This window comes from Variovorax guangxiensis, assembly GCF_003952165.1.
GTDB classification, from domain to species: Bacteria; Pseudomonadota; Gammaproteobacteria; order Burkholderiales; family Burkholderiaceae_C; genus Variovorax; species Variovorax guangxiensis.
Map to the genome: position 1 here is coordinate 180,373 of NZ_RXFT01000006.1, position 17,502 is coordinate 197,874.

18 protein-coding genes are annotated in these 17,502 nt (G+C 65.5%); 10 read left to right on the forward strand and 8 right to left on the reverse strand.

Features of this window, described 5'->3' with window-relative positions; all coding sequences use genetic code 11:
• Positions 1-4: 4 nt before the first annotated feature.
• The 3 genes from EJP67_RS16045 to EJP67_RS16055 are packed head-to-tail and all read left to right on the forward strand — an operon-like array spanning position 5 to position 5,215.
• Positions 5-676, forward strand: a complete 672-nt coding sequence (locus tag EJP67_RS16045; protein WP_126022708.1) for a DUF4194 domain-containing protein — start codon at positions 5-7, stop codon at positions 674-676.
• Complete coding sequence (locus EJP67_RS16050) at positions 669-4,043, forward strand: ATP-binding protein (protein ID WP_126022709.1); 3,375 nt, start codon at positions 669-671, stop codon at positions 4,041-4,043. The genes EJP67_RS16045 and EJP67_RS16050 overlap by 8 nt, the downstream gene beginning before the upstream one ends.
• Positions 4,040-5,215, forward strand: coding sequence for a Wadjet anti-phage system protein JetD domain-containing protein (locus EJP67_RS16055; RefSeq protein WP_126022710.1), 1,176 nt, complete (start codon positions 4,040-4,042; stop codon positions 5,213-5,215). Before EJP67_RS16050 ends, EJP67_RS16055 begins: the two co-directional genes overlap by 4 nt.
• A gap of 27 nt (positions 5,216-5,242) precedes the next feature.
• Here EJP67_RS16055 and kynA read toward each other — a convergent pair whose 3' ends face one another.
• From kynA to EJP67_RS16090, 7 genes are all read right to left on the reverse strand, one after another.
• Positions 5,243-6,094, reverse strand: a complete 852-nt coding sequence (kynA, locus tag EJP67_RS16060; RefSeq protein ID WP_126022711.1) for a tryptophan 2,3-dioxygenase — start codon at positions 6,092-6,094, stop codon at positions 5,243-5,245.
• 19 nt (positions 6,095-6,113) lie between these two features.
• Positions 6,114-6,599 (reverse strand): type 1 periplasmic-binding domain-containing protein, encoded by a 486-nt coding sequence (locus tag EJP67_RS16065; protein ID WP_126022712.1) that lies wholly within the window; start codon positions 6,597-6,599, stop codon positions 6,114-6,116.
• 13 nt (positions 6,600-6,612) lie between these two features.
• On the reverse strand, positions 6,613-7,890 hold the full coding sequence (gene kynU, locus EJP67_RS16070; protein WP_126022713.1) for a kynureninase: 1,278 nt from the start codon (positions 7,888-7,890) through the stop codon (positions 6,613-6,615).
• Between the two features lie 10 nt (positions 7,891-7,900).
• Positions 7,901-8,554 (reverse strand): arylformamidase, encoded by a 654-nt coding sequence (gene kynB / locus EJP67_RS16075; RefSeq protein WP_126022714.1) that lies wholly within the window; start codon positions 8,552-8,554, stop codon positions 7,901-7,903.
• A gap of 83 nt (positions 8,555-8,637) precedes the next feature.
• A complete protein-coding gene (locus EJP67_RS16080) occupies positions 8,638-8,952 on the reverse strand; it encodes a YkgJ family cysteine cluster protein (protein ID WP_126022715.1) in 315 nt (104 codons plus the stop codon).
• A 20-nt stretch (positions 8,953-8,972) separates the two neighbouring features.
• Positions 8,973-9,935 (reverse strand): ornithine carbamoyltransferase, encoded by a 963-nt coding sequence (argF, locus tag EJP67_RS16085; protein WP_126022716.1) that lies wholly within the window; start codon positions 9,933-9,935, stop codon positions 8,973-8,975.
• On the reverse strand, positions 9,932-11,140 hold the full coding sequence (locus EJP67_RS16090; RefSeq protein ID WP_126022717.1) for an aspartate aminotransferase family protein: 1,209 nt from the start codon (positions 11,138-11,140) through the stop codon (positions 9,932-9,934). Before EJP67_RS16090 ends, argF begins: the two co-directional genes overlap by 4 nt.
• A gap of 161 nt (positions 11,141-11,301) precedes the next feature.
• Between EJP67_RS16090 and EJP67_RS16095 the strand changes: the two genes are divergently transcribed.
• On the forward strand, positions 11,302-11,631 hold the full coding sequence (locus EJP67_RS16095) for a DUF3579 domain-containing protein (protein WP_093124243.1): 330 nt from the start codon (positions 11,302-11,304) through the stop codon (positions 11,629-11,631).
• A 156-nt stretch (positions 11,632-11,787) separates the two neighbouring features.
• Here the strand turns inward: EJP67_RS16095 and rpsT are convergent, their stop codons facing one another.
• A complete protein-coding gene (rpsT, locus tag EJP67_RS16100) occupies positions 11,788-12,102 on the reverse strand; it encodes a 30S ribosomal protein S20 (RefSeq protein WP_019654625.1) in 315 nt (104 codons plus the stop codon).
• Between the two features lie 118 nt (positions 12,103-12,220).
• Here rpsT and murJ point away from each other — a divergent pair, with 118 nt between their 5' ends.
• The 6 genes from murJ to EJP67_RS16130 all read left to right on the forward strand — a co-directional run bounded on the left by murJ (position 12,221) and on the right by EJP67_RS16130 (position 17,465).
• A complete protein-coding gene (murJ, locus tag EJP67_RS16105) occupies positions 12,221-13,774 on the forward strand; it encodes a murein biosynthesis integral membrane protein MurJ (RefSeq protein WP_126022718.1) in 1,554 nt (517 codons plus the stop codon).
• An 81-nt stretch (positions 13,775-13,855) separates the two neighbouring features.
• The gene (locus EJP67_RS16110; RefSeq protein ID WP_126022719.1) at positions 13,856-14,707 is read left to right on the forward strand and encodes a SirB1 family protein; all 852 of its coding nucleotides are present in this window, start codon (positions 13,856-13,858) and stop codon (positions 14,705-14,707) included.
• A 1-nt stretch (position 14,708) separates the two neighbouring features.
• Entirely contained in the window at positions 14,709-15,137 is a 429-nt protein-coding gene (locus EJP67_RS16115; protein WP_126022720.1) for a bleomycin resistance protein, read from the forward strand.
• A 138-nt stretch (positions 15,138-15,275) separates the two neighbouring features.
• Entirely contained in the window at positions 15,276-15,707 is a 432-nt protein-coding gene (locus tag EJP67_RS16120) for a YciI family protein (RefSeq protein WP_019654629.1), read from the forward strand.
• Positions 15,708-15,750: 43 nt separating this feature from the next.
• Positions 15,751-16,176 carry a YciI family protein gene (locus EJP67_RS16125; protein ID WP_126022721.1) on the forward strand — a complete coding sequence of 142 codons (426 nt, stop codon included), beginning with the start codon at positions 15,751-15,753 and terminating at the stop codon, positions 16,174-16,176.
• A complete protein-coding gene (locus EJP67_RS16130; RefSeq protein ID WP_126022722.1) occupies positions 16,173-17,465 on the forward strand; it encodes an RNA polymerase sigma factor in 1,293 nt (430 codons plus the stop codon). The genes EJP67_RS16125 and EJP67_RS16130 overlap by 4 nt, the downstream gene beginning before the upstream one ends.
• Positions 17,466-17,502 lie beyond the last annotated feature (37 nt).

Genomic DNA, 17,502 nt, shown 5'->3' on the forward strand with positions numbered 1-17,502 from the left:
GAGGATGGACGAGAATGTTGAAACACCGTTGCCGCTCGGTGGCGCCGAGACGCGCGATCTATCGGTAGTAGTTATTCCCTTGCTGAGGGGTGTGATCTATCGAGAGGTCGACAGTGGATTGTGGAGTTTGCTCTACAACCTTCAGGCTCGCGTTCGTGACTATGTCGCGGTGCTAGACCTGGAACTGGTGCTGGACGATGCGGAAGGCTATGCCTTTCTTCGTTCTCGCACGCGTCTTGCCGAAGAAACGGAAGATCCTTCCGCAGTGAAATTGCCCAGGTTGATCGTCAGGCGTCCGTTGTCCTTTCCTGTGAGCCTGCTGTTGGCACTCCTGCGCAAGAAGCTGGCGGAGTTCGATGCGGGTGGTGGCGACACCCGGCTCGTTCTTTCGCGCGACCAGATCGTGGAATTGATGAGGGTGTTCTTGCCCGAGCAGAGCAACGAAGCCAAGTTCGTGGATCAGCTCGAGAGCCATCTGGCCAAGATCGTGGAGCTGGGCTTTCTGCGTCGATTGAAGCCGGGCGGCGGCACGCATGACGGGCAAATCGCAGCTTTCGAAGTTCGCCGCATCCTCAAGGCTTTTGTCGACGCGCAATGGCTGTCCGACCTGGACGCGCGGCTGGCAAGCTACCGTTTGCAGCTTCTGACCGGGTCGGAGGCCGCGGCCGATGAGTGAAGAACAGACCGTCGCCCTGGATTTCGTTGCCGACGAGGCGCTTTCGGGTTTTCGGTTGCACAGACTGGAAGTCTTCAACTGGGGAACCTTCGACGCGCGTGTGTGGGCACTGCATCCGGATGGCCGCAATGCCCTGCTGACCGGTGATATCGGCTCCGGAAAGTCGACCTTGGTCGATGCCGTGACCACGTTGCTGGTGCCGGCGCATCGCGTTGCCTACAACAAGGCCGCGGGGGCCGACAACAAGGAGCGCAGCTTGCGCTCTTATGTGCTGGGACACTACAAGTCGGAGCGCAATGAAAGCAGCGGCTCGGCCAAACCCGTTGCGCTGCGAGGTCATAACAGCTACTCGGTCATCCTCGGCGTGTTTCACAACGCGGGGTACGACCAGACCGTCACGCTTGCACAGGTGTTCTGGATGAAGGACGCCCAGGGGCAACCGGAGCGCTTCTTCGTCGTTGCGGAGGGAAATCTGTCCATTGCCAAGGACTTCGCGAACTTCGGCGCCGACATTTCTGCCCTGCGAAAGAAGCTTCGTGCTACGGGCGCCGAAGTGCTTCCCAGTTTTCCTCCGTACGGGGCCTGGTTTCGTCGGCGCTTCGGCATCGAAAACGAGCAGGCACTCGATCTGTTTCATCAGACCGTGTCGATGAAGCAGGTGGGCAACCTGACTGACTTCGTGCGCAGTCACATGCTGGAGCCCTTCGATGTGGCGCCGCGCATCGCCGCATTGATCGGGCACTTCGACGATTTGAACCGTGCGCATGAGGCCGTGCTCAAGGCAAAGCAACAGGTGAAGCTGTTGACGCCTCTGATTGCCGACTGCGATCGGCATGGGGATCTGCTCAAACAGACGGACGACTTGCGCGCATGCCGAGAGGCGCTCAGGCCCTATTTTGCTGGCCTGAAACTGGAGCTGCTCGACAGGCGCATTGCCTCCCTGACTGAAGAATGGACGCGGCAGAACGCTCAGGTGCAGCGATGGGAGGAACTGCGTGGCGGTCAACGCACCCAGGAAAAGGAACTTCGAAAGAGCATTTCCGACAACGGCGGCGATCGGCTGGAGCAACTGGGCGAGTCCATCCGCAGCAAGCAAGCCGAAGTCGAGCGGCGGCGCATCAAGGCCAGGAACTACAACGAGCTGGCGCGTTCAGTGGGGCTGCTCCACATGGAGTCGGCTTCCGATTTTTTGACGCAGCGCCAGAATCTGGCCGGGATGAAAGAGGGCATCCAGGCGAGGGAGGCCGCGCTGCAGAACGATTTGACTGAGCATGAGGTGACGCTGCGCCAAGGAAGGTTGGAACACGGTGAGCTGACGGCCGAGATCCGAAGTTTGCAAGCGCGGCGCAGCAATATCCCGGCTGAACAGATCGCGATGCGCGCCACCCTGTGCGAGGCACTGGGTCTTGAGGAGGACGCCATGCCATTCGCAGGCGAGCTGCTGCAGATTCGGGACGATGAGCGCGAATGGGAGGGCGCGGCCGAGCGCTTGATGCGCAGCTTTGGTTTGTCGCTGCTGGTGCCGGACGGTAGCTATGCCGACGTATCCGAATGGGTCGATAGAACGCATCTTCGGGGGCGTATCGTCTACTACCGGGTCCGTGCCGTACAGCGCGGCGACATGCCGGGTCTGCATCGCGACTCGCTGGCGCGCAAGCTATCGATCAAGCCCGACTCCTCCTTCTACGATTGGCTGGAGCGCGAAGTTGCGCATCGCTTCGATGTCGCCTGTTGTCTGACCCAGGAGCAATTTCGCCGCGAAACCCATGCCATTACACGCACGGGGCAGATCAAGGCGAAGGGAGAGCGGCACGAGAAGGACGACCGCTATCGGCTTGATGAGCGCAGCCGTTACGTTCTCGGCTGGACCAACACGGCCAAGATTGCGGCGCTGGAGGCAAAACTCAGATCGCTGGAAACGCGGCTGGCGGACGAGGCGGGCGTCGTTGCCGGACTGATGGGCGAGCGGAGCACGCTCAAGCTGCGCTGGGATGCTTTGTCCAAGCTTGATGTCTATGACAACTTTGGCGAGTTGGACTGGCAGTCGCTTGCGAAGGAGGTGGCGAGGCTGGAGCAGGACAAGGTGGCACTGGAGTCCGCTTCCGACATGTTGAAAACCCTGGCTTCGCAACTGGAAGAACTTCTCAAGGCTCTTGCAAGGACTGAAAGCGAGTTCGACGGGCACCGCGACAGACGTTCCAAGACCGAACAGAAGAAAGTCGATGCAGAGGCTCAGCACGCACAGACTCAGGTCTTGCTGGATGACCCCTTACTGAGCTTGCACGCCATGCATTTCGAGCGCCTTGACGGTGCGAGAGCCGAAGCTCTGGGCGAACACCAACTCACCGTCGAGTCATGCGACAACCGCGAACGCGAGATGCGCGACTGGCTTCAGGCAAGGATTGATGCCGAAGACCTCAAGCTCAAGAGATTGCGCGACAAGATCATTCAGGCCATGGTCGCCTACAAGGATGCCTACAAGCTCGAAACCGCCGAGGTCGATGCGAATGTCGAAGCTGCATCCGAGTACAGGGAAATGCTGAACAGCCTCGAAGCAGATGACTTGCCACGCTTCGAGGCGAGGTTCAAAGAACTGCTCAACGAGAACACCATCCGCGAAGTCGCGAATTTCAAATCCCAGCTCGACAGAGAGCGCGAAACCATCAAGGACCGGATTGCGCGCATCAACGAGTCGCTGACGCAGATCGACTACAACACGGGGCGCTACATCGTGCTCGAAGCACAGCCTGCGCCGGATGCCGACGTGCGCGACTTCCAGACCGAGTTGCGGGCGTGCACCGAGGGCACCCTCACCGGGTCCGAAGATGCCCAGTACTCGGAAGCCAAGTTTCTGCAGGTCAAGCACATCATCGAACGATTGCGGGGGCGCGAAGGGGTGTCTGAACAAGACCGCCGTTGGACCGGCAAGGTGACCGACGTGCGCAATTGGTTTGTGTTCGCTGCCAGCGAGCGTTGGCGCGAGGACGGCACTGAACACGAGCATTATTCCGATTCCGGAGGGAAGTCGGGTGGTCAAAAGGAAAAGCTCGCGTACACGATCCTGGCGGCGAGTCTGGCCTATCAATTCGGCCTGGAGTGGGGAGAGGTGAAGTCTCGTACCTTCCGTTTCGTTGTGATCGACGAGGCTTTCGGGCGTGGTTCGGACGAATCGGCGCAATACGGGTTGCGCCTTTTCGCGCAGCTCAACCTGCAATTGCTGATCGTGACGCCCTTGCAGAAGATTCACATCATCGAACCATTTGTCTCCAGTGTGGGCTTCGTTCACAACGAGGAAGGGCGCTCATCGAGGCTGCGCAATCTTTCCATCGACGAATATCGTGCGGAAAAGGCGAAGGCTGCAGTATGAAGTGGACGCGCCCCTCCGATTTGCGAGACCAGCTACTGAAGCTGTGGGATCGCGGTGACCTGCTTGCGAGCCTGGTCACCGGCGAGACCTTGTTTCCAAGACGGCTGGCATTGAAAGACCCGACGTCGGCTGAAATGACGGATCATTTCGATGAGGTGCGCGATTGGAGCCGAGATCTCCGTGCTGCAGCGGGCTACCGCATCGTCATGCGGGAGTTCAGACATCGTGTGCTGGGACCCAACGCAATTCCTGGCGAAGTCTGGGTCGACAGCCTGGATCAGGCGCTTGCAGTGGTTGGAAAGCAGAAGGAGGCTGTCCGCTTTGCGGCGTTGATCGAACTCACGCGCGCCAGCCAGCCTCTGCTGTTGCCGTGGCTTGCCAGGCGTCCGCTGCGGGTGCTGGAGGTACAGAGCCAGTGGCCTCGATTTCTGGAGATCATTGCCTGGCTGCAGAGGCGCCCTCGGCCCGGCGTGTACCTGCGGCAGGTGGATATTCCGGGCGTGCACAGCAAGTTCATGGAAACGCATCGCAGCACTCTCATGGAATTGCTGGACCTCACCCTTGCGCCCGAAGCCATAGACAAGACGGCGACTGGCACGGGCGAATTCGCGCGGCGGTATGGCTTTCTGGGCAAGCCGTTCCGGGTCCGGTTCCGTATCCTGGACCCGGAACTGGCGTCTCGCGCGGCTTTCCCCGCGCAGGACATCACAGTGGATGCGCCAGGCTTTGCGCGGTGGGACCTGGGCTGCTCTCGTGTCTTCGTGACCGAGAACGAGATCAACTTCCTCGCTTTTCCTCCCATCAAGGGAAGCATCGTCATCTTCGGCTCCGGCTATGGTTTCGAGATGTTGAACGATGTTCCCTGGCTTGCGCGTTGCGCCATTCATTACTGGGGCGATATCGACACGCACGGCTTCGCGATTCTCGATCAGCTGCGCGCTCGCTTCGATCACGTCGAGTCGTTCCTGATGGACCGTGAGACCCTGATGGCATTCAAGATGCAATGGGGCGACGAGGCGACGCCGACCGGGCGCGAGCTGACGCGCCTTCGGCCGGAGGAGCGGGCGCTCTATGACGACTTGCGCGACAACCGCTTGGGCAGACACCTGCGCCTGGAGCAGGAAAGAGTCGGCTTCGACTGGGTCAAAGACGCACTGGCCGCGCTTGGCTGACGGGTACGCCCGTGCCGTTCTTGTGGGTCACAGGTCGGTGCGCAGCTTCCAGATCTCGGGAAACAGCACCACGTCGAGCATCTTGCGCAGGTAGCTCACGCCGCCGGTGCCGCCGGTGCCGCGCTTGAAGCCGATCACGCGTTCCACCGTCGTCACGTGGCGGAAGCGCCAGAGGCGGAAGGCGTCTTCCAGGTCGGTGAGCTTCTCGCCGAGCTGGTAGAGGTCCCAGTGGTCGTGCGGGTTGCGGTAGACCGTGAGCCAGGCGGCCTCCACGCCGTCGCTGGGTTCGTAGGGCTGGGTCCAGTCGCGCTCCAGCCGGTCGGCGGGCACGGGCAGGCCGTGGCGCGCGAGCAGGCGCAGCGACTCGTCGTACAGCGACGGCGCTCGGTAGGCGGCATCGACCTGTGCCAGCAGGTCGGCGCGGTGCGCGTGCGGCTTGAGCATGGCGGCGTTCTTGTTGCCGAGCGCGAACTCGATGCAGCGGTACTGCGCGCTCTGGAAGCCGCTGGAATTGGCGAGGTAGGGGCGCATCGCCGTGTACTCGGGCGGCGTCATGGTCGAGAGAACGGTCCATGCGTTGACCAGCTGTTCCATGATGCGGCTCACGCGCGCCAGCATCTTGAAGGCGTCGGGCAGCTTCTCTTCGGAAATGCAGGCGATGGCGGCGTGCAGCTCGTGCAGCATCAGCTTCATCCAGAGTTCGCTGGTCTGGTGCTGCACGATGAACAGCAGCTCGTCGTGCGCGGGCGACAGGGGATGCTGCGCGCTGAGGATCTCGTCGAGGTGCAGGTAGTCGCCGTAGCTCATGGACTTGCTGAAGTCCAGCTGGGCCTTCTCTTCGTGGACGATGTTCTCGGTCGTTGTCTTTTCGGTGCTCATGATGCTTGCTGGCAGGTGGTCATCGCCAGACCACGGCGGTGTAGGAGGGCAGGCCTATGCCGGTATCTTTCTTCGGATAGACGAATCGCACGACTTCGTTGCCGCGCTTGAACTCCTGGTAGGTCTCGCCGCCGGGAATGCGGCCTTTCTCGCCGGGCTTGTAGCCGGTGTCGCGCGCTTCCTTCACGAGGTGCTCGAAGGCGGCCTTGTCGGTGAGGGTGAGCTGTATGCCGTCTTCCCCGCTGCGGCTGGCCACGTAGGTGGACTTCATCAGGCGCGTGGTCTGGCCGTCGACGAACTTCTCGTACTCGATCATGCTGACCTGGTCGGTCACGGTCTTGTCGGCATACGAGAAGCCTTGGCTCTTGACCTGCGCGCGGAAGGCGTCGGGCGCCTGCTCGGCGAAGGCCTTGAGCTGCGGCAGCGTGAAGGCCGGCTGCTGTGCGAAGGCGGGCACCGCCAGCATCAGCAGCGCGGCCGAAAGGGTGAGCAGTCGATGTTTCATGGTCGGGCGCAACTCAGGTCACCGCGTTCTTGCGGTTGAATTCGGGGCGTTTCCACTCGCCGGTCTCCAGCACCTGCACGAGGTGCTCGACCGAGTTCCACACGTCCTCGAAGCCGATGTACAGCGGCGTGAAGCCGAAGCGCAGGATGTCGGGCATCTGCGAGTCGCCGGCGCGGTAGTCGCCGATTACGCCGCGCGCGATCAAGGCTTGCACGATGGCGTAGGCGCCTTCCTCACGACTGAGGCACACCTGCGAGCCGCGTTGCGCGTGCTCGCGCGGCGTGACCAGCGAGAGGCCCTGGCCGGCGCAGCGCTCCTCGACCAGCCTGATGAACATGTCGGTGAGCGCGAGCGACTTGGCGCGCAGCGCGGACATCGCACCGAAGTCACCGTTGAAGGACTCGGCCGCGAGCACCGTGTCGAGGCCGCATTCGAGCCCGGCCAGCGCGATGATCGGCTGCGTGCCGCACAGATAGCGGCCCACGCCCGGGGCAGGGCGATAGTGCGGCGTGAACTCGAAGGGCGCCGCGTGACCCCACCAGCCGGACAGCGGCTGCTCGAACTGGCCCGCGTGCTTCGTATGCACCCAGGCGAAGGCCGGCGCGCCGGGGCCGCCGTTGAGGTACTTGTAGCCGCAGCCGATGGCGTAGTCGGCATTGCTGTCGTTCAAGGCCACGGGCACGGCGCCCGCGCTGTGCGCGAGGTCCCATACCGTGAGCGCGCCCACGGCATGCGCGGCGGCGGTGACGGCCTTCATGTCGTGCATGGCGCCTGTGCGGTAGTTGACGTGGGTGAGCATCAGCACGGCCACTTCGTCTGTCAGCACGGCCGGCAACTCGCTCGCGTCGATCAGCTTCAGCGTGAAGCCGCGTTCGCGGCACAGGGATTCGGCGATGTAGAGGTCGGTCGGGAAGTTGCTGCGCTCGCTGATCACCAGCTTGCGCCCGCTGTCCTTCTGCTGCGAGAGCGCCGCGAACAGCACCTTGTAGAGGTTGACCGAGGTGCTGTCGGTGCACACCACCTCGCCGGGCGCGGCGCCGATCAGGCGGGCCACCTTGTCGCCCAGGCGCTGCGGCAGGTCGAACCAGCTCGCGGTGTTCCACGAGCGGATGAGGCCTTCGCCCCATTCCTGGGTCACCACTTCGGCGATGCGCGCCGGCGCGGCCTTGGGCATCACGCCGAGCGAGTTGCCGTCGAGGTAGAGCACGCCCTCGGGAATGGTGAATTGGTCGCGCAAGGCGCGCAGCGGGTCTTGCGCGTCTAGCGCGCGGCAATCTGCAAGAGTCGTCATGGTGGAGGTTTCAGCGAGGGAGTTCGCGCAGCACGGCGCGAACGGGGGAGGCATCGGCGCTCACCAGCTTGAGCGGCAGCGCGATGAGTTCGTAGTCGCCTTCGGGCACGTCGTCGAGCACGAGGTTCTCGAGCACGCGCAGGTCGAGGCGGCGGATGCGTTGGTGGCTTTCCAGCGTCTTGCTGTCGGCCGGGTCGATGCTGGCGGTGTCGATGCCGATGAGCTTCACGCCCATGGCGGCGAGGCGCTCGACTGTGGCGGGAGCATAGGCCGCGAGCTGCGGGTCCCAGCGGCCGACCGGCATGGTCGTGTAGGTGCGCACCAGCACGCGCGGGGGCAGGGTGCTGTCGACGGCGTGGGCAATGTGGTCCCACTCGACCAGCGGCCCCTTGTCGATCGCGTGAATCACGCGGCAGGGGCCGAGGAAGGGCGTGAGGTCGACGTCGCCGATGGTCTGGCCTTCGGGGTCGTAGTGCAGGGGCGCGTCGGCATGGGCGCCGACATGGGGCGAGAGCTTGATCTCGCTGACGTTGACCGGGCAGCCCGGCGAGATGGTCGCGGCCCAGCGCTGCTGGTAGGGCGTGTCGCCGGGAAAGACCGGCGCGCCTTCATGCACGGGCGGCGAGATGTCCCAGATCTGGAGGCGGGGTTGCTGTGAACGCATGGCGCGAAGTTAGCGCCGGGCGAGGGGTCGTGGTGTCGGTTATTTCCAACACCAGGCGTGACGAGTTGAAGCCAGGGCCGCGATCAGTGCAGCGAAGACAGTGCGGGCAGGCCGTGCCGCGCCCGCGCGCGCTCGCAGGCATCGCTGCCGGCCTCCAGCTCGTGGCAAGGGTTGGGGCGCCACTCGTAGATGCCGCAGCCCACGGACTGGCCGACCTTTCCGGTGAGTGCCGCGCATCGCGGCGAGGCATGGTCGGTGCCGCGCATGCGGCAGATGGCGTCGTTCACCTCGACGGCGAGGCCCGAGGGCACCTTGCCGCCGTTGTCGTCGAGTTCATGCACGCTGAAGTCGACGCGGTAGCTGGCGCAGCAGGCGCCGCATTGCTGGCAATCGGACATGTTGCGGCGCCTTTGCCGGATCAGAGCCTGCCGAGCAGCAGGAACTCCATGAGGGCCTTCTGGGCGTGCAGGCGGTTCTCCGCCTCGTCCCACACCACCGACTGCGGCCCGTCGATGACCTCGGCCTGCACCTCCTCGCCGCGGTGGGCGGGCAGGCAGTGCATGAAGAGGGCGTCGGGCTGGGCCGCGCGCATCATTTCCTCGTCGACGCACCAGTCGGCGAAAGCCTTGCGGCGGGCCTCGTTCTCGGCCTCGTAGCCCATGCTGGTCCAGACGTCGGTGGTGACGAGGTCGGCGCCGCGGCAGGCTTCCATCGGGTCCTTGAAGACCTTGTAGCTGTCGCCCGAGCGGATGCCGGCGATCGACTGGTCGACCTCGTAGCCGCTGGGCGTGCTCACGTGCACCGTGAAGCCCAGAATTTCGGCCGCCTGCAGCCAGGTGTTGGCCATGTTGTTGCCGTCGCCGACCCACGCCACCGTCTTGCCCTTCAGGCAGGAAAGTGCGTCGCCTCCGGCACCGCGTGACCCGCGGTGCTCGATGTACGTGAAGATGTCCGCCAGGATCTGGCAGGGGTGGAACTCGTTGGTCAGGCCGTTGATGACGGGCACGCGCGAGTGCGCCGCGAAGGCGTCGATCTTGGTCTGCTCGTAGGTGCGGATCATCACCAGGTCGACCATGCGGCTGATGACCTTGGCGCTGTCCTCGATGGGCTCGGCGCGGCCGAGCTGGCTGTCGCCGGTGGTCAGGTGCACCACGCTGCCGCCCAACTGGTACATGCCGGCCTCGAAGCTCACGCGGGTGCGCGTGCTGGCCTTCTCGAAGATCATGGCCAGCGTGCGGTCGACCAGCGGCTGGTGCTTCTCGTAGGTCTTGAACTTCTTCTTGATGATCGCCATGCGATCGAAGAGGTAGGCGTATTCGTCGGCCGTGAAGTCCGAGAACTGCAGGTAGTGCCGGATGGCTGCGGGCGCGGTCGTCGTCATTGGGCTGCAGGCTCCGAGAGGAAGTTTTTGACGATGGGCGCGAGGATCGCGACGATCTCGTCGGCCTCGGCGATGCTCAGGATGAGCGGCGGCACGAGGCGGATCACCTTGTCGGCCGTCACGCTCAGCAGCAGGCCGGCGTCGCAGGCGCGGTTGAGGATCACGCCGCAGGGACGGTCGAGCTCGATGCCGATCATCAGGCCCTGGCCGCGGATTTCCTTCACGCCGGGCAGGCCGCCGAGCTCGCGCTCCAGCGCCGCCTTCAGGTTGGCGCCCACGGTGGCGGCGTTCTCGAGCAGGTTCTGCTCTTCCATGATGCGGATGGTCTCGACGCCGGCGCGCATGGCCAGCGGGTTGCCGCCGAAGGTGGTGCCGTGGTTGCCCGGGCCGAAGATGTTGGCGGCCTTGGGGCCGGCCACCACTGCGCCGATCGGCACGCCCGAGCCCAGGCCCTTGGCCAGCGGCATCACGTCGGGCTTGATGCCCGCCCACTGGTGGGCGAACCACTTGCCGGTGCGGCCCATGCCGCACTGCACTTCGTCGATCATCATGAGCCAGTCGCGCTCGTCGCACAGCTGGCGCACCTGCTTGAGGTATTCCCAGCGCATCGGGTTGATGCCGCCTTCGCCCTGGATGGTTTCGAAGAACACGGCGACCACGTTCGGGTTGCCTTCGGTCGCCTTCTTCAGCGCCTCGATGTCGTTCAGTGGAACGCGGATGAAGCCCTCGACCAGCGGGCCGAAGCCGGCCTGCACCTTGGGATTGCCCGTGGCCGAGAGGGTGGCGATGCTGCGGCCGTGGAACGCGGCTTCGTAGACGACGATCTCGGGGCGCTCGATGCCCTTGTCGTGGCCGAACTTGCGCGCCAGCTTCAGGGCGGCTTCGTTGGCTTCGAGGCCGGTACAGCAGAAGAAGGCGTTGGTGAGGCCCGAGAGCTCGGTCAGCTTGGTGGCGAGCTGTTCCTGGCCGGGCACGTGGTAGTAGTTGGAGCTGTGGATCAGCTTGGTCAGCTGGTCCTGCAGGGCCGGCACCAGCTCGGGGTGGTTGTGGCCCAGCGTGTTCACCGCGATACCGCCGAGGCCGTCGAGGTAGGCCTTGCCCGCGGTGTCCCAGACTCGGCAACCCTGACCGTGCGACAGTGCGATCGGCAGGCGACCGTAGGTGTTCATGACGTGGGGCGAGGTGGGCTGGGCGGTAGCGCTCATTCGGGTTCTCCAGATAGGGAAGGCGGATTCTAGGCGCGTGGTTTGACGGCTTCGTTGAGGATTGCGCATCACAGCAATGCCCCATGTTCAGGATGCAAAAAGGGGCGCGGATAGAATCGCTTGCTGCACCGCAGCACCTGCTCCGGTCGCTTCATTCAACGATGATTTCCCCCACAGCCAAAGAAATCTTCATCCAGGGCATCACCAAGGATGGCCGGACCTTCCGCCCGAGCGATTGGGCCGAGCGTCTGGCCGGTGTCATGTGCTCTTTCCGACCCGGTGGCGCCTACCCGGGCAGCCACCTGAGCTATTCGCCCTGGTGCATTCCGACGACCATCAACGGCGTGAAATGCGTGGTCGTGAACCGCGCGCTGCGCGATGCCGAGCCGATGGCCTGGGACTTCTGCGTGAACTTCGCAAGGGACAACGATCTTCAGGTGGCCGAAGCCTGCCTGGTGCCCGACGCACCGATCCCCCCCAAAAAGGCCTGACAAGGCCTTTTTCTTTGCCCGTAATCCGGGTTCGCCAGGAACTGCAAACCGATCGGGCATGAAAAAACCGCCCGAAGGCGGTTTTTCACTTTGCTGCAGCGCACCCCGATCAAACGGCGGACCGGAGGATTCCGGTCCGGGCTTGCCTGACAGGTGTCAGGCGGCGGCCTTTGCAGGCGCGAGGGCGAGGGCCTTGACCTTGGCCGACAGGCGGCTCTTGTCGCGGGCTGCCTTGTTCTTGTGGAAGATGCCCTTGTCGGCGATCGCGTCGACGATGCTCTGGGCCTTCGCGAACAGTTCGCTTGCCTTGGTCTTGTCGCCAGCCAGAACAGCCTTTTCGACGTTCTTGACAGCGGTACGGTACTTGGAGCGCAGCGAGGTGTTCGCTGCGTTCAGCTTGGTGTCCTGGCGGACGCGCTTACGGCCGGAGGCGAGGCGCGGGTTCTTTTTCTTGGGCTTGGCGGATGCCATGATTTATGTCCTTAGGTGTCTGAGGATGATGCAGCAAAGCCCTCCATTATAGGCCGGGTCGGCTTTTCCGGCGAATCCGGGCGTTTCGGGGCCCCGACGGGGCCTAAACTCGGCCTCCGTGTCCCTGCTCAAATCCGCCTCCACCGTCTCCCTGCTGACCCTCGCCTCGCGGATCACGGGCCTCGTGCGCGACGTGCTCTTCGCCTCGGTTTTCGGCGTCAGCGCGCTCACCGACGCCTTCAACGTCGCGTTCCGCATCCCGAACCTGTTCCGGCGGGTCTTCGGCGAAGGCGCTTTCAGCCAGGCCTTCGTGCCGGTGCTGGCTGCCCGCAAGACCGAAGAGGGCGACGAGGGCGCCCGCCAGCTCATCGACCATGTCGCCACGCTGCTGACCTGGACGCTGGTGATCGTGTGCGTGGCCGGCGTGGTCGGCGCGCCGCTGCTGGTCTGGGCCATGGCCAGCGGGCTGCCGGGCTTCGAGGCGGCCGTGGTCATGACGCGGTGGATGTTCCCGTACATCGGCTTCATGTCGCTGGTGGCGCTGGCGGGCGGCATTCTCAACACCTGGCGCAAGTTCGCGGTGCCGGCGGCGTCGCCGGTGCTGCTGAACGTGGCGCTGATCCTGTCGATCCTGGTCGGCGCGCCGCTCTTCAGGCACTGGGGCATCGAGCCGATCTACGCCCAGTGCGTGGGCGTCATGGCCGGCGGCGTGCTGCAGCTGGCCCTGCAGATTCCCGCATTGCGCAAGCTGGGGCTGTTGCCGCGCCTGGGCCTGAGCCTGCGGGCCCTGCGCACCGCCTGGACCGATCCGAACACGCGCAAGGTGCTCAAACTGATGCTGCCCGCGCTGCTGGGCGTGAGCGTGGCGCAGATCTCGCTGCTCATCAACACGCAGATCGCCTCCCATCTGGCGGTGGGTAGCGTCACCTGGATCACCAATGCCGACCGGCTGATGGAATTCCCCACCGCCATGCTCGGCGTGGCGCTGGGCGTGGTGCTGATGCCGCAGCTGGCCGGCGCCCGCGCAGCCAAGGACGACGCGCGCTATTCCTCGCTGCTCGACTGGGGCCTGCGCCTCGTGGTGCTGCTGTCGGCGCCGTGCGCCATCGCCTTGCTGCTCTTCGCCAAGCCGCTGGTGGCGGTGCTCTTCCACAACGGCGCGTATTCGGGCGAGGACGTGGGCCGGACCACCCTGGCGCTGATGGGTTACGGCGTCGGCCTCGTCGGCATCGTGGCCGTGAAGGTGCTCGCGCCGGGCTACTACGCCAAGCACGACACGCGCACGCCGATGCTCATCGCGGTGGGCGTGCTGGTGCTGACGCAGATCCTCAACGTGTTCCTGGTGCCGGTGCTGCAGCACGCGGCGCTCACGCTGACCATCGCCATCGGGGCGCTGGTGAATTCGGCCTGGCTGCTGGTCGGGCTGATCCGCCGCGGCAGCTACAAGCCCGAGCCGGGCTGGGGGCGGTTCGCGCTGCAGGTCGTCGCGGGCACGGCGGTGCTCGCGGGCCTGCTGGTCTGGGGCTCGGCGCATTTCGACTGGGTTGCCCTGCGCGAGCAGCGCCTGCTGCGCATCGGCCTGCTGGCCGCGCTGATCGCCGGCTCGGCGCTGCTGTATTTCGGCGTGCTGGCGGCGGTCGGCGTGCGGCTGCGCAGCTTCATCCGCCGCTGAGGCCCCGCCGGGCTTTCCAGGCGGGCGCAATCCGCGTGTGCCCCTTCTTGACGCTCCGGAAATGCTCCTCTACAAAGCCACATGACGTTCAGCTTTCAGGTTCCAACCGCCCTGGAGTATTTCGAGTCGCTGGTCCGCAGCGACGAACAGTTTCCGCTGCTCGAAGCCGCCGCCAGCCTGGCGCAGGACGAATACCCCGATCTCGACGTGCAGCAGGTGCTGGGCGACGTCGACCAGCTCCTGGCGCGCCTGCGCCGCCGCCTGCCGGCAGACGCCGCGCCGCTGGCCCGTCTGCGGGCGCTGAACCAGTTCTTCTTCAACGACCTGAACTTCGGCGGCAACGTCAACGACTACTACGACCCCGACAACAGCTACCTGAACGCCGTGCTGCGCACCCGCCGCGGCATCCCGATCTCGCTGGCCGTGCTCTGGATGGAGCTGGCGCAGGGCCTGGGCCTGCAGGCGCGCGGCATCGGTTTTCCCGGCCACTTCATGCTCAAGGTGACGCTGCCCAAGGGGCAGGTGGTGATCGACCCGTTCACCGGCAAGTCGTTGTCGCGCGAGGAGCTGGGCGAGCGGCTTGAGCCCTACAAGCGCAGCAACGGCCTGGTCGGCGACTTCGACGTGCCGCTGGGCCTGTACCTGCAGCCCGCCAGTTCGCGCGAAATCATTGCCCGCATGCTGCGCAACCTGAAGGAAGTGCACCACGCGCAGGAAGACTGGCAGCGTGTCATCGCCGTGCAGGACCGCCTGATCGCGCTGCTGCCCAGTGCCTGGGGCGAGTACCGCGACCGCGGCATCGCGCACGCGGAGCAGGGCAACACGGCATCGGCCGTGCGCGACCTCGAAACCTACCTGGCGAAGGCCGAGGACGCCCTGGACATCGACGCGATCGCCGAGCGCGTCGCCGCCCTGCGCCGCATGGCGAACTGAAATGAGCATGCAGGCCGGCGTGAGCCCCGCGCCCGACCTGGGCACGCTGCATGAATTCCACGGCGTGCAGCCCGTGCTGCCGGTGTCCGACGTCACCCGCGCCGCGCGCTGGTTCCGCGACGTGCTGGGCTTCGAGCTCGACTTCATCGCCGGCGAGCCGCCCAGCTACGCCAGGGTGAAGAAGGGCGATCGCAGCTACGGCGACCCGGTCTATCTGCGCCTGTGGCAGTGCAACGCGCGCGAGGCCAAACCCTGGCGCGGCGAGATCGTGATCCACGTCGGCAAGGACATCGACGGCCTGCATGCCGCCTACGTGAAGCGCGGCGTGGTGGTCATCGAGCCGCCTGCCTCCCAGCCCTGGGGGCTGCGCGAATTCGCGATCCGGGAGCCGGACGGCCATGTGCTGCGCTTCTGCGGCTATCTGCCCTGAAACCTCAATTTCAGAAACACAAAATTACAAATGGATCGATGCAATCGCGTCGATCCGGCTTCCGCTCGTCCGACGTGTGAACAGGAGCAGGCAGATTCCGATGCCGCTTCACCACCATCAACCTTCAGGAGAAACGACATGCGATTCATGATTCTGGTCAAGGCCAACGCCGATTCCGAAGCCGGCGTGATGCCCAGCACCGAAATCCTCACCGCCATGGGCAAGTTCAACGAAGAACTGGTCAAGGCCGGCGTGCTGCTGGCGGGCGAGGGCCTGCATCCCAGTTCCAAGGGCGTGCGCGTGCGCTGCGAGGGCCCGACCAAGCGCACCGTCATCGACGGCCCCTTCGCCGAGACCAAGGAGCTGCTGGCCGGCTTCTGGCTGTTCCAGTGCAAGTCGAAGGAGGAGGCCATCGAGTGGATCAAGCGCAGCCCCTTCCAGGAAGGCGAGATCGAGATCCGCCAGGTGTTCGAGGCCGCCGATTTCGGCGACTCCATGACCCCCGAACTGCTCGCCCAGGAAGACCGCCTGCGCGCCGAGACCGAGGCCCGCACCAAGGCCGGTGGCTGAACCGGCCGCCCGTGCAACCCGACCGAACCCAAGGAGACGCACCATGCGATTCATGCTGCTGATGATTCCCCACGGCTACGAGACCGCCGCGCCCGGCACCATCCCCGACGACGTCGAGGCGGTGTCGGCCATGATGGCCTACAACGAGTCGCTGCAGAAGGCCGGCGTGCTGGTCAGTTGCGACGGCCTGCACCCGCCCTCCATGGGCGCGCGGGTGAGCTTCAAGAACCGCAAGCCCAAGGTCGTCGACGGCCCCTTCGCCGAGGCGAAGGAGGTGCTGGGCGGCTTCTGGATCATCGACGTGCCCTCGCGCGCCGCCGCCATCGAATGGGCCAGCCGCTGCCCCGGCGGCGACAACGAGGTCATCGAGGTGCGCCAGATCCAGGAGATGGAAGACTTTCCGGCCGACGTGCAGGCGGTGGCCGGCGAATTCACGTCGATGCAGACGGTGAAGAAGCCCGGGGCATGAACCTGGGCGAGGGCCGCGCCGACGTTGCCGCGATCCACCGCACCATCGAGGCGGTGTGGCGGATCGAGTCCGCGAAGATCATCGCCACCGTCGCGCGCATGGTGCGCGACGTGGGGCTGGCCGAAGAGCTGGCCCAGGACGCGCTGGTCTCGGCCCTGGAGCAATGGAGCGAATCGGGCGTGCCCGACAACCCCGCCGCCTGGCTCACGGCCGTGGCCAAGCGCCGCGCCCTCGACCGCCTGCGCCATCTGCAGCTGGCCGAGCACAAGGCCGGCGAGATCGGCCGCGAGCTCGACGCCCGGCACGAGATGGCGCAGGACGACTTCGCCGAGGCCGTCGATGCCGCGCTGGACGACGACATCGGCGACGACCTGCTGCGGCTGGTGTTCACCGCCTGCCACCCGGTGCTCTCGACCGAGGCGCGGGTGGCGCTCACGCTGCGGGTGATGGGCGGCCTGACCACCGACGAGATCGCGCGCGCCTTCCTCGTGCCCGAGGCCACGGTGGCGCAGCGCATCGTGCGCGCCAAGCGCACCCTGGCCGAGGCGCGCGTGCCCTTCGAGGTGCCGCGCCGGCACGAACTCGAGGCGCGGCTGGCCTCGGTGCTGGAGGTGATCTACCTGGTCTTCAACGAAGGCTACTCGGCCACCGCCGGCGACGACTGGATGCGCCCCGCATTGTGCGAAGAGGCGCTGCGCCTGGGCCGCATCGTAGCCGAGCTGGTGCCGAAGGAATCGGAAGTGCACGGGCTGGTCGCGCTGATGGAAATCCAGGCCTCGCGCACCGCCGCGCGCATGGGGCCCTCGGGCGAGCCGGTGCTGCTGCTGGAGCAGAACCGCGCGCGCTGGGACCAGATGCTGATCCGCCGCGGGCTCGCCGCACTCGCGCGAGCCGAGTCGCTGGGCGGGGCGCTCGGCCCCTATGCGCTGCAGGCCGCCATCGCCGCCTGCCACGGCCGCGCGCGCACCGCCGGCGAAACCGACTGGGGCCGCATCGCCGCGCTCTACGATGCGCTGGCCGAACTCACACCGTCGCCCATCGTCGAGCTCAATCGCGCGGTGGCGTTGTCGATGGCCTTCGGCCCGGCGGCCGGGCTGGATGTGGCCGATGCGCTGCTGGACGAGCCCGCGCTCAGGGGCTACCACCTGCTGCCGACCGTGCGCGGCGACCTGCTCTTCAAGCTCGGCCGCCTCGACGAGGCGCGCCGGGAGTTCGACCGCGCCGCGGCGCTCACTCGCAACACCCGCGAACGTGCGCTGCTGCTGGCGCGCGCCCGGGCTTGTACTTGACTCGCCCCCAAGGCTTCGCGCACTTCGTGTCGCTGCG